Annotated in this window: 8 protein-coding genes and 1 pseudogene; 6 read left to right on the top strand and 3 right to left on the bottom strand. The window is 45.3% G+C overall.

The annotated features are described in order from the left end of the window. Positions 1-86 precede the first annotated feature (86 nt). The 3 genes from FEM33_RS18945 to FEM33_RS18935 form a co-directional block, all read right to left on the bottom strand. Entirely contained in the window at positions 87-422 is a 336-nt protein-coding gene (locus tag FEM33_RS18945; protein ID WP_139013569.1) for a hypothetical protein, read from the bottom strand. A 158-nt stretch (positions 423-580) separates the two neighbouring features. Further along, positions 581-1,405: an IS3 family transposase gene (locus FEM33_RS18940; protein ID WP_138279371.1), complete on the bottom strand. Its 825-nt coding sequence runs from the start codon at positions 1,403-1,405 to the stop codon at positions 581-583. Then, positions 1,402-1,698: a transposase gene (locus FEM33_RS18935; RefSeq protein WP_138279370.1), complete on the bottom strand. Its 297-nt coding sequence runs from the start codon at positions 1,696-1,698 to the stop codon at positions 1,402-1,404. The genes FEM33_RS18940 and FEM33_RS18935 overlap by 4 nt, the downstream gene beginning before the upstream one ends. Positions 1,699-1,835: 137 nt before the next feature. Between FEM33_RS18935 and FEM33_RS18930 the strand changes: the two genes are divergently transcribed. From FEM33_RS18930 to FEM33_RS18905, 6 genes and pseudogenes are all read left to right on the top strand, one after another. Next, positions 1,836-4,283: a PAS domain-containing sensor histidine kinase gene (locus FEM33_RS18930; RefSeq protein ID WP_161597187.1), complete on the top strand. Its 2,448-nt coding sequence runs from the start codon at positions 1,836-1,838 to the stop codon at positions 4,281-4,283. Positions 4,284-4,350: 67 nt separating this feature from the next. Next, complete coding sequence (locus FEM33_RS18925) at positions 4,351-4,773, top strand: response regulator (RefSeq protein ID WP_161597186.1); 423 nt, start codon at positions 4,351-4,353, stop codon at positions 4,771-4,773. A gap of 731 nt (positions 4,774-5,504) precedes the next feature. Then, positions 5,505-9,905, top strand: a complete 4,401-nt coding sequence (locus FEM33_RS18920; protein WP_138279367.1) for a PAS domain S-box protein — start codon at positions 5,505-5,507, stop codon at positions 9,903-9,905. Positions 9,906-9,947: 42 nt separating this feature from the next. After that, positions 9,948-10,682: a GAF domain-containing protein gene (locus FEM33_RS18915; protein WP_138279366.1), complete on the top strand. Its 735-nt coding sequence runs from the start codon at positions 9,948-9,950 to the stop codon at positions 10,680-10,682. Positions 10,683-11,708: 1,026 nt separating this feature from the next. Next, positions 11,709-13,019 carry a hypothetical protein gene (locus FEM33_RS18910; protein ID WP_201747803.1) on the top strand — a complete coding sequence of 437 codons (1,311 nt, stop codon included), beginning with the start codon at positions 11,709-11,711 and terminating at the stop codon, positions 13,017-13,019. A gap of 65 nt (positions 13,020-13,084) precedes the next feature. Continuing rightward, positions 13,085-13,490 (top strand): annotated as a pseudogene (locus tag FEM33_RS18905) (cytochrome-c peroxidase); the annotation flags it as partial.

The following is a 13,490-nucleotide window of genomic DNA, read 5'->3' as shown; positions in this document are numbered from 1 at the left end:
TTCAATAGCCACTCTCGCCTTAAATGATGAATCAAATTTTCTACGCATCTTTTTCATTATTTTATCCTTGTTTAAGTTACTAAGTTTTAACTAAACAAGTGGTCTGAATTTGTAGAGGTATTATATTGTTCCATCAACGGCAAATGTGATTCCAGCTCCGAGATTTGCTCTTCCAACCGGTAAGGGGTTGCGTCCTTATAACCTAGATATGCAAGCAATTCAGTCCGGTGTGCCTTCCAGTTCGCTTCCGGGATCAAATAAGTATCCGGACTTGAATATTTTCTAGAATGGCTAACATAAACGTCACCCGAACGCAACCGGTCACGGAGCCGGGCAAGTACACTCAATTCGTAAGCAGGGCGATCTATTTCGCCTTTTACGGGTTCAACGAACGACTTCCAGGATGGTAACATAAATTTCATAGGCAATTGCTCAGGGTTCTTTCGCTTTCGTCCTGATTGCCAATTGCTCACTAATTGAAGTGCCTGCTCAAAATCATCTCCTGCAAAGGCATGCTCGAAAGTGAGTACTGAAGTACTCCCTACTTTTCAGACCATCAGTTGATCATTGATAATTAAATTCAAGCTGCATTCAGGTAAAGATTTACTGGTTTTTTACGTCCGATACCTTGATGTTTTGTGGAGTTATAACGTTTGACAAAACGATCGATTCCCTGGTATAAGTCAAGACCATTATTCTCCGGATTCAGATAGATGTATTTCTGCTTGATCGTCCGGAACCAGCGTTCGATAAATGCATTATCGGTTGCTCTACCTTTACCATCCATACTGATCCTGATTTTAAGGTCATTCAGCGTGCTTACCCAATGCTCACAAGTATATTGAGAACCTTGATCCGTATTGATCATTTCCGGCTTTCCATACTTGGATATCGTTGCATGTAAAAGCTCAGTTTGTGTTTCCTTTTCAAGGCTGTTGGACAACTGCCATCCAACGATATAGCGGCTATACAAATCTATGATGGCTGTCAGATACATAAAACCTTGTTTCATTGGTATATAACTAATATCCATTGCCCAAACCTGATTGGGGCGGTTGATATCTAGTCCTCGCAACAGATACCGGTGAATGTATTTTGTCTTTCCTAATCGGCTAAGGTTACGCTTTGGATAAATTGGCTCAATAGCCATCTTCCTCATCAGCCGACGAATGCGTTTGACATTGTAGTCCAACCCTTTTTCAGCCAGTTCATCTTGCATCCCCAAAACACCTAAGGTTGGATCAGAAAGAAATAATTTATCCATGGTCTCCATTAGCACCAGATTTTCTTCTTTTTCACCAGCAGGTTTGTAATACAGCTGGCTGCGGTTAATACTGAGAATCTCTGACTGCCGACGAATGCTCAATGGATGGCTAATGTCGATCAGTGCTATTCGCTCTTTCATAGACCGGCTTTTTTCAAGCTTTTTTTTAGAAAGTCATTCTCCACTTGGAGCTGACCAATCTGCTTAAAAAGATTGTCAACATCCACGGATTCTTCGTCCTTGGCTGTTTCATCTGCAAAAGCCTTCTCAGCCCGTTCTAGGAATTCTCGTTTCCACGCTGATACCTGAGTCGAGTGAATTTCGAATCGAGTAGCTAATTCAGTCAGTGATTGACGCTCTTTTAAGGCTTCAACGGCTACTATCGCCTTGAACTTTGCTGTAAACTTTCTCCGGCTCTGTTTCATTTTGTTCATCGGTTTTATGTCAAGTTAATAAACTTAACCGATGGTCTCAATTTTGGGGAGTATTACAATCAAGCAGATGATTATCTTTGGGTTTACATGGTCTGACTTTCAGGATGGGCCTAACCATATCTAATCCTACTTCAAATTTGATTATTCTTGCAATCCCGGATCTTTGGCAGGCCAAAAAGGATCATCACGCATTTATTGATATGCTGCACCTGAAAGTAAGCAGGCAAACGGCTGAATTTAAAAATGAGAATCAAACTACTGAGACAGGATTGACGCAATATTCCTTGGGACTTGGTCCATGGCTGTATGCGCATGCGTTGGTGGTTTATAGCGAGGTTCCGGCTATTGAGCAGATTGAAAAGCAAAATGCCTCCATACACAAACTTGCCGCTCAGGTGAACCGTTTACTGACCAACGGACAAAATAGCCAGGCTGACCAGATCTTTATACAAATACTTGACTTGAACCAGATCCTGCTGGATCAACTTGCGGATTTCGAATGCCAGAATTCAGCCGTCCTTCAGCCCGCTTCCGATGCGTTGCAAAGCCAACTTCAAACATACCGGCAGGGGTTACTCGAAGCCATGATTGAGGATGCACCCGTGGCCATGATGGTGATGACTGGCAGCGATCATGTGATTTCACTGGCTAACCAGCGCATGTTGCAAATGCTGGGAAAAGGAGATACTATCCTTAACAAACCCGCCAGGATGGCCGTACCGGAAATTGCCCGGCAGCCTTACATGCAGATCCTGGATCATGTGTTGCAAAGCAAAAAGCCTTATTCTGCTCATACAATGCCCGGTTACCTAGTGCATAATGAGGTGATCCGTACGCATTATTATGATTTTACATACAGTCCGTTGCTGGATGCTAATGAAAATGCCTATGGTGTGATGGCCATAGCCGTGGACATCACCGAAAATGTCACAGCGAAACAGGCCATGCAGCAAACCAGCGCAGCGCTGAAAGAATCCGAATTTGACAGCCAGATCAAGACAGCTGTGCTGGAATATTGCGAGTTGATCATTGGCATCAGCAATCTGGAAAACATGACGGTTCCGCTATACAATAATAAATATACGCTTGAAAAATTGGGATGGAAGGACAACGTGGGCCGGACGCTGATCGATGCGGTTTATCCCGATGACCGCCCGCTTGTGCAGCAGCTGCTGCCTGAAATTCTGGCTAAGAAAGCAGGGAGCTATGAAATCAGGCTGTGGAACGAAGTAACTAAAAAGCCTTTCTGGATCCAGTGGAACGTAATCGTTATTGATGATCCGGCAACGGGCCTTCCGGCCATTCTGGCAACAGTCAGTCCGGATATCTCCCAGCGAAAAGAACAGGAGATTGTGTCACAGCAGCAGCAACAAACCTTGCTGAACGCAATTGAGGTAGCCAGGCTTGGCACCTGGAGCATGGACATTGCCAGTCAGAAAACCATATTTTCCCGGCGGCACCTGGATATGTTTGGCGTAGAAGCTGACAGCATGAGCCTGCATGATGCGATCATGCATGTGGTCGAGGATCAGCGAGCCGATTTGGCCAAAGCGTTTTTTACCGCGTTTGATCCTGTCAGTGACGGAAAGTTTGAAGCCGAATATGCCATCATTCATGCGCAAACCGGCAAGCAGCACATCATTCATTCAAAAGGGCAGACCCGGTACGATGCATCCGGCAAGCCCGTGCAGATTTCCGGCATTGCCCAGGACATCACCGAGCTGAGAAGCCAGCAGTACTCGCTCAAAGCGCTCGTTGAGCTACGTACCAGCGAACTGGAGGCCAGCAACAAAAGTCTGGCAGCAGGAAATGCAAAACTGCAGCATGCGAACTCCTTGCTAAGCCGCTCCAATGAGGAGCTGAACCGGTTTGCATATGTGGCTTCCCACGATTTGCAGGAGCCGCTCCGCAAAATCCAGCAATTTGCAAGCCGGCTGAAAACAGAACAGGAAATGGCTTCGGCCAAAGCGCGGGATTATGTCAGCCGCATGAGTACAGCAGCTGAGCGCATGTCTGCTCTGATTAAAGACCTGCTGACTTTCTCACGCATTGCCACGCATGAATCACCAAGCCAGCAGGTGTCTTTGAATTGGATTGTACAGCAGGTTATCCAGGATATGGAGACCCAAATCAGTGAATCACATGCTGCCATTTCAGTTGATGACTTGCCGGTTGTAGAAGGAAACATGATGCATTTAGGACAACTTTTCCAGAACCTGATCAGCAATGCAGTCAAGTTCCGGAAAATGGATCAAAACGGCATCCTGATGGCTCCGGTGATCCTTGTTACTTCCACTACGGTCAGCTATGAGGATTTACCGGAAACGGTCCGCCCGGCACGGCCTGCGACTTTTTACCACCGGATCGATGTCACAGACAACGGGATCGGGTTTGATGAAATTTACCTGAGCCGGATTTTTCAGGTATTTCAACGTTTGCATGGCAGAAGTGAGTATCTGGGAACAGGCATTGGTTTGGCCATCTGTGAGCGCGTTGCATACCAATTAGGCGGGGCAATCACAGCCAAAAGCAGCCCGGGAAAAGGCGCAACGTTTCAGGTCTATATGCCGGGCGCTGCTTATTAGTCATCATTTCTTGATGGTATTTGTAACCTGCTGGCAAGGATTTTTAAGCAGGTTTTATAAACTTGATATGAATGACGGACCTATCCTATACGTAGGAGGAGATGAAGACGACCGCTACCTGGTCACAGATGCACTTGAAGCAATTGGACGCAGCAATAAAGTGATCAATTTTGACAATGGAATGGTGCTGGTTGATTATTTGAAAAGTAACCAGGAGAGGCCATTTATCATCCTGTGTGACTTATACCTGCCTCAGATGACTGGTCTGGAGCTCAAAGAGCATATTAACTCTGATGACCAGTTAAAAAGACGTACAATTCCTTTTATTTTCTTATCTGAATCGGTGAACCCAAAAGATGTGGACGATGCATACATGTCGTTGGTACAAGGCTTCTATGTTAAAGTCCCAACATTTGAAGGCTTGAAGAAACAACTCCGGATCATATGCGAGTACTGGGAAACAGCTACGTTGCCCGGGGAAAAGTTATAGCATATGATGGACCTATAGCTACCAGCATAAATTCTTATCATGGCAAGCATGCTCAAAACAAAAAGACCATGCTTGCCAAATAACTGTTAATCACCAAGAACATAGCTGATAAAGTGGAGGCAAATTCTGTTTGGCATTTTAACAGTTGTTACAATGCAGGAGCTACACGTATGTAGTTGATAAACCATTTAAAATTAACCAAATGACACTTGGTTGTATAAGAAGCATTGCAGAAGTGGCTACGTACAACAATTTGATTTGTTCTAGTTATTTTATCCTAAAATACTAGAGCAGGGTAGTTAAATGGTTGCAATTGCATACGTATTCACGATTTACTATCCTAACCAAACAGCTATATACAATAGCTTAAAAATCCGTAATTGGATCAAACGTGTGTTGGCAATCTGGTATTTTGTATAAGTACTATTGCTATGGACTTTTTGAATGAATGCCATACCATAAACCCAGATAGCGCCACTGTACTTTCATCTTGCATTGGTGCTATGAGGTGAAGCTATCCTTTCTAAGATAGCTCTAAAAGCATCTACCTTCCTTATCCACTTTTCAGTTGGTATACAATAGAAGCCTACAACACATCAAACTAGATGCCTTTTGAAAATAAACTATGTTGCGTATAGAAGTAGTGTTGTAGAATATATTTTATATTAGAGCTTGATATTGTGATAGGCGGATTAAAGCCTGTCTTTAAATTTAAAGCTACCCACTAATTAATGGAACATCATTCGACTCCTGATCAAGAGATGGAACGGTTAAATGCCCTTAGAAAATATGATATACTGGACACACATGCCCAGCAGAAGTTTGACGGGCTTTGTGAGCTGGCGTCCCTGATTTGTGAAGTGCCTGTGATGCTGATATCCTTCATAGATGAAAAAAGACAATGGTATAAATCCAAACGGGGAATGGATGCCTGTGAAACAGCCCTTGATCTAACTTTCTGCCGGTATACCATTCAGCAGAAAACCATTCTGGAAGTGGAGGATACTACTCTGGACAGCAGGTTTAAGGATCACGTCTTTGTCACAGATCAGCCTTATATCCGGTTTTACGTCGGTGTACCGCTGATTGATCCGGATGGGCATGTGCTGGGAACCATCTGTGCGACAGACACCAGAGTCAGAAAGCTGAACGATAATCAAAAAAGGGCTTTGGAGCTGTTAGCGGATCAGGTCATGGTATTGCTCATCGAACAAACCAGGATCAGGCAGCTCAGGCAATTTGAAAGCATGGCCCAGTTGTCTGCGGACATCATTGTGGTTGCATCCCTGGAAGGGTATTTCAAAGAGGTTAACCCTTCTTTCACCCAACTGTTGGGATGGCCGCGGGAATCAATTCTGACAACTTCCATACTATCGCTGGTGCATCCGGATGATCTTCAAACGGCACGCGAAATACTGGTGCGTTTGTCAGCGGGGGAATCACGAAGTAATGCAGAGATCAGGTTTGAAAATCAAGCTGGCGAATATCTCCGGGTCCAATGGAGCATAAACTCAGATCCGGAAACGGGTACGCTTCTGGCTATCGGCCGCGATATTACCGCAGATAAGGAAAGAGAAAAAAAGTTAAGGAACAGCGAGGATAATTTCAGGTCATTCTTCGAGAATGCACAAGGCCTGATGTGTACGCATGATCTGGACGGCCGCTTCCTGGAAGTCAACTCGGAAGGTGCCCGGCTGTTGGGATATAGCAAAGAAGAAATGCGGCAGATGAGCTTATTTGACCTGGTACCTGCCAGACACCGGCAGCAGCTCAGGGCTTACCTGCATCAGATACAGCTGACCACAAAAGCCAGCGGATTGATGACGATCCTGCATAAAGACGGCTCTTACAAGATCTGGAAATATAACAACATACACCTTCATAGTCCGGATGGTACAGGCTATATTCTAAGCAATTCCATTGATGTAACCCAAAGCCAGCGTCAGGCCAAGGAGCTATTATCTACACAGCATATGCTGCTTCAGACTAATGAAGTGGCACGCATCGGAGGCTGGGAAGTAGATCTTGCAAGCCAGAAAGTATACTGGACTGAAATCACCCGCAAAATTCATGAAATTGATGCGGACTATGAGCCGGATGTAGCGACAGGAATCAGTTTCTTTAAAGAAGGGGAGAACAGGGAAAAGATCCGGCAGGCCGTTCAGGACGCAATAACCCAGGGCAAGAGTTATGATGTGGAATTGCAGTTGATCACAGCTAAGGGCAAAGAAATCTGGGTACGGGCGATTGGAAATGCCGAGATGAAAGAAGGCAAATGCACCCGGCTTTATGGCACTTTTCAGGACATTGATGAAAAGAAAAAAACCGAGTTGCAGATAATTCAGTCCAGAAGCCTGCTGAGCAACGTGCTCCGTGCAGCCTCCGAGGTCAGTATCATTGCATCCGATACCGAAGGCATCATCAATGTATTCAATCAGGGTGCCGAAAAGCTCCTTGGTTACAAGCCGGAAGAGGTAATCGGGAAAGCTGTAGTTGACCTCGTACATGTGAAGCACGAACTCCGTGAGCGTAGCAGCCAGCTAAGCAGCGAGTACGGGATGCCCCTGGAAGGCTTTCAGGTTCTTATCCATAAAGCACAGCGGGAAGGGTCCGAGACCAGGGAATGGACTTATAGAACAAAAGAGGGTTTGCTTAGACCAGTCTTGCTCGCCGTTACCCCGATTCTCGGTCATCAACAGCAGATCATGGGGTACCTGGGCGTTGCGATTGATTTAACGGCCAGAAAAGAAGCAGAAAAGGAGCTCGCCACAGAAAGGTCCCGGCTTTGGGCCTTCGTTGAGCATACGCCCGCTGCGGTGGCCATGTGCGACACCGGATTCAAATACATTGCCACCAGTCGTAAATGGCAGCAGGAGTACAGCCTGGCAAGCGGCCACACTGGCGGCCTTGACCATGACCAGATCTTTGGTGCCGGAACGGGCAAATGGAAGGACATCTATCAGAAATGTCTTTTGGACGGGATTGTTTCCGATGGGGAAGAGGTATACAGGCCCGATGGCTGGGCGCATGACAAGCATGTGAGCTGGAAGGTGAGGCCCTGGTACGATAAATCAGCTATTGGAGGGATAATGGTGTTTGTGCAGGATGTAACGCTGATGGCCATTCAGAAGCAGGAATTAAACCAGGCGCGGTTGCATGCCGAGCAGGCCAGCATGGCCAAGTCGGAGTTTCTGGCCAACATGAGCCACGAAATCCGGACGCCCCTGAACGGTGTGATCGGGTTTACCGATCTGGTGTTGAAGACAGAACTGAATGAGACCCAGAAAAATTATCTGGACATTGTCAATAAGTCTGCCCATGCCTTGCTGGGCATTATCAATGACATCCTGGATTTTTCCAAAATTGAAGCGGGCAAACTGGAACTGCAGAAGGAAAAGTGTGACATCTATGAAATTGCTGCCCAGGCTGCGGCCATTATATCCTTTCCCGTGCAAAGCAAAGGTCTGGAAATGCTTTTGAATATGGATGCTGGCCTGCCGCGGTTTATATGGACCGATGAAGTCCGTCTGAAACAGGTGCTGATCAACCTGTTGAGCAATGCATCCAAATTCACGGATCAGGGTGAAATCGAGCTCCGGATCAATATGCTGGCTTATGATCCGGCAGAAACCGGACAGCTGACCTGCCGTTTTACCGTCCGGGATACGGGGATCGGGATCCGGGCAGAAAAGCAGGACAAGATCTTTGAAGCTTTTTTACAGGAGGACGGCTCTACGACCAAAAAATATGGTGGTACCGGCCTGGGGCTGACCATATCCAACAAGCTGCTGGCCATGATGGGCAGCCGGCTGCAACTCAGCAGTGTTCCCGGGAAGGGGAGTACTTTCTATTTTGACCTGACCATGAAGGCTGAGCCAGGTGCGCCTATCATCTGGGAAAATGCAGACCATATCAAAAATGTGCTTATTGTCGATGATAATGCGACCAACCGCATGATCCTGCAACAGATGCTGGCATACCTGAAAATAAACACGTTCCTGGCCAGGGATGGCTATGAAGCATTGGACGCACTTTCCAAAGGAGCGGTTTACGATGCGGTGCTGATGGATTATCACATGCCGGATATGGACGGGCTGGAAACCATCCGGAAGATTCGGGAGGGATTCTCACCGGCTGAGCTTCCGGTTGTTTTGCTGAACAGCTCAGCCGATGATGCGATGGTTATAAAAGGGTGTGAAGAACTACGGGTCAATTACCGACTATTAAAGCCTGTCAACTTAGGGGATATCTCGCTGGCGCTTTCGCGACTTTCCCAGAAGGAAAGTCCAAAGCTTCCGGCCAAAGAACCTGTTCGGGAGATTATTGATATTCCGCTTACGGTATTGATAGCCGAAGACAATCCCGTTAACATGTTTTTGGCTAAAACAGTCATCGGGCAAATTGCGGTAAATGCAAGGATTATCGAGGCGGTAAATGGCGTTGAAGCGCTGGCATTGTGCCGTCAGCACTTGCCGGACCTGATTTTTATGGATGTGCAGATGCCGCAGATGAATGGCTATGAAGCGACCATGCAGATTCGTCAGATTCCATCGTCAGGGCATATTCCGATCATTGCACTGACGGCCGGGAACCTGAAAGGGGAGAAGGAGAAATGCATCCAGGCCGGAATGGATGATTTTGTCACCAAGCCTTTTGCCCAGCAAACCCTCAGGGACATCTTTGAGAAGTACATCTCTAAATCCCGGTCAAAAGAAAACCTCAGCATCTTAACCGAGGAACTTGGTATTAACCAGCAAATAGCTCAGCCTGATCCGGATCCTGTATCCAGCCATCTGGATATTCAGCAACTAGGCGAAATGTACATGCAAGACCATGAATTTATTGCTGAATTTTTGTCATTGACCCGGCAGGCATTGCTCAATGGCATGTCAGATTTGAAAGCGCATCACAATCGCCATGACCTGGACGCGATCAGGGCAGTGGGGCACAAGCTGAAAGGGGCCGCAGCATCTGCTTTTATACCGGTAATCACAGGTATGGCTGCCCGGCTTGAACACCTGGACCACTATGACCCACAAACAGTCCAGAAGCTGCTGGACGAACTTGAAAGGGAAACCGAACTCGTATTGTCCCTTGTTGACACCGTAGTAAAACGGACAACAAGCCATTGACCAGCAGCTTAAATCCAGATTGTTTTAGTAAATAAAATTGCAATGATTAACATAGAAGCGGAACGTGTTGAGGCAGTAAAGTTATTTTTACAGCTTGGTTTTGATAAGAACAGAGAACTTCAGGACATTGTAAACCTTGCATCCCAATTATGTGAAAAGCCGGTGGCATTGATAACCTTACTGGATCAGGAAGTGAACTGGCTTAAAGTCAGGAAAGGGGTTGACCAGGAAGCTATGCCCAGAGAAACTTCATTTTGTCAGTACAGTATCCAGCAGGAAGGATTGCTTATTGTTCCGGATGCCAGCAATGACAAGCGATTTGAGGACAATCCTTTGGTGCATCATTCGCCTAAGGTCCGGTTTTATGCCGGTGCTCCTTTAACCTTGAAAAATGGTTTAAAGATGGGAACCCTTTGCCTTTTTGATCTTAAACCCAACCACCTGACCAGCATGCAGCAGGAAACGCTGATGATTTTGTCCAGACAGGTTACCTATATCATGGAGCTGGAACTCGGCCAGCTGCTGTTAAAGCAGCACATTGAAGAAATTGAAAGGCAGAACGAATCTTTCAGCAAAATTGCCCAGATACAATCGCATCAGATCAGACAGCCCCTGACTTCGATTATGGCCATTATCAATCTGATCAAACTGGATGATTATGTTGCAGATAAAGAAACCCTGTTGATGATGGAAAATGCTGCCTACATTCTGGATAGCCGGATTCGCGAAATCGTTAATGAGACCGGAATGCAGGAGTCTCAGGCTAATAGACCCTAGAAAAGCAGGAAACTTAGATCTGCTTTATGCAAAAATAATGAAAAATCTTTCGAAATAGCCTTGTATATGGAAATCAACTAATACTAGGAGAACTTTATTAAAGAAGAAATATCTGTAATGATCATATTCCTGCCAGTTTTACAGGGTTCCGGTACTATTATGCAAGAACTAAGTTAATAACCTTTGCTATGAGTGACGACAAGAATCATATGGGTACGCAGGAAGCAGAATTTTAACCTATGCTTATGTGATTATCAATTTTTTGAAAATATGGATACCATCTTCAAGCGATCCGGAAATCAGACCTATTTAATTTAGTGTTATAAATAGACTTAGAGAATAATAAAATCTATTTAACATAACGATACAGGGAGAACTATGAATCTCTACTATCCTCTCTAATACTTCTGTTGATGCGCTCGGATTTTTGGCTTCAACTGTTTTAAAACTGGCTGTTTATACTGATTTCAACCTGTTTGTTCAATGAATGGCTAATACAGCACTTTGAGCAATATTGTATGTCATTGTCATCACAAGAAGACTTACCCGCATGATGCAATGTATTTATTTTAACAAGGAGATAAGCGGCGCCGTAATGCTGAAAGTAGAAGGAAACAGGTTTGATCTCAATTGGATTTGTTTTGGATGGCAGGATCGGTGACCACTTTACGATGTTGTGAAAAAAGAAGATGAGAAAGTACTTCACAGTGACAGAAAGCTTTTCAGGTAAGTGTAATCTGAAATAAGGATTTGTATAAAGTAGCTTATATGCATTCAGGCCGCTTTGTATCTTTTATTCACAATTGCATAACATTTGGGTAAAGTACAGCTACAAGCGTTCCGATAGCTTTGTAAAAAAATCTACTCACAATGAATATGCATTTTACCCGTATACAGAAAGCGGGCAGCGCAGCCTTAATTTTAAGCGCGCTGACCTTAGGCTGCAGTCTTGAGGACCACAATAATGCGCCCGTGGATTCGGCTAAATTGGTAAACCGATCGGTAAACCCAGCACTGATTAAATCAATGCCCGGATTTGAAGATTTGAAAATTACCACTTTGATCAGTTCGGATGACAAGCTTGCGGATTCGCCGGACTTTATCTACGGCGCACAGCCTGATGGCGGAGCATTTATGCGGAATCCTGACGGAGAAGGGTTTGTGATGATCAATAATCATGAAATTCTTTTTTCTGTTTCCCGGGTTTACCTCGACAAAGAATTGAAACCTGTAAAAGGCGAGTACATTGTGGATGCGGAAGGCGGGCAATGGCGGCTGTGTTCTGCTACTTTGGCAACACCACAAGAGCATGGTTTCGGGCCGGTATTTCTTACAGCCGGTGAAAGTAATTCCGAATCAATGACGCATGCCATTGATCCGTTTGGAGCAGCAGACAAAAAGAACAAGACGCGTACAGTCAGTGCATTTGGAAAATGGAACGCAGAAAATGCCGTTCCGCTACCTGAAGATGCATTTGCAGGAAAAACAGTGATTGTGATCGGAGAAGATGATACCAATGGTCAGCTGGTGCTGTATGTATCGGATGTGGTCGGTGATCTGAACAATGGTAAATTGTATGCCTTGCGCAGGACCAATCAGGAAAGTGTGGAAACCGATATGCAAAAAGGACAGGTTTATGACGTTGAATTTATTCCTTTTGACAATGTAAAAACAAGCACCGGAACCGAGCTGCAGGCTCAAACGGTAGATAAAAAAATGGTTCAGTTTGCCCGGGTAGAAGATATTGATTATCTGAAAGGCGGGAACGGACTGGGCCGGAACATCTATTTTACAGCAACCGGCGTAAGTCAGGCCGATAAAGTTACACCGGTGGAAGGCAAGAACATGTGGGGAAGGGTTTATCATCTTGAATTTGACGCATCAAATCCCTTGAAAGGCAAGCTTAAAATCATCATGGACGGTCAGGATAAGCCCGGAAGCTTTATTGTTAATCCGGATAATATCTGTGTGACAAAGAATTTTGTCTACGTTCAGGAGGACGGGGATTCGTTTTACAAAAACAACGATCATGACGGGACCATATGGCAGTATAACCTTGCAACCAAGCAAAGTAAAGCCATGCTGCAGATGAACCACCGCCGTGAGGATGCAGCCTTTAATGCAAAATACAATTCAGTGGGCAATAATTCGCTGAGTACCTGGGAGTATGGTGCAATGATCGATATTTCTGACGTAGTAGGAATCCCGGAAACCTTCATGGTGAACCTGCATCCGCATACCTGGCAGGATGAAAAATACAAGGGTGCAGACGGAAGCGGTATTTCGACCAACAAGGAAGGGGGGCAAACCGTGATTGTTCAGGGTATCAAACAATAATTTTTCCAGAAAACCACCAAAAGGTAAGGCTCTAGACAGGGCCTTACCTTCCTATTTATAAGCCTATGAGAAGTCATTCCGGCACCATCATCATACTGCTGTTTCTGATTTTTTTACTGCCATGTTGTAAAAAGGCACAAAGCCCGAAAGAGGTGCTTTATGTACAGTTTAATAATGATCTGAGTACATTGATTTTTAGAAATGAGCAGTTTCTGGGCTTTGTCAGAACCATGAAAAACAAGGCAGAGCTGCAAGCGGAATTTCTTAAGCTTCGCATGCAATACAAAAAGGTAGAGGCTTTTACAGAGTACTTTTTTCCGACTACGGTCAGGCTCGTCAACGGTGCACCGCTTGATGAAGTGGAAGATGAAGAAAATGCCGTCTTTGAACCCGGCGGCCTTCAGGTTATAGAAGAACTGATTTATACGACAGATTCGCTTGAAAGAGACGAGCTCGTGCGCCACGTTCGTA

The sequence above is a fragment of the Dyadobacter flavalbus genome, from assembly GCF_006149045.1.
GTDB classification, from domain to species: Bacteria; Bacteroidota; Bacteroidia; order Cytophagales; family Spirosomataceae; genus Dyadobacter; species Dyadobacter flavalbus.
This window is presented reverse-complemented; position numbering and strand designations above follow the sequence as displayed.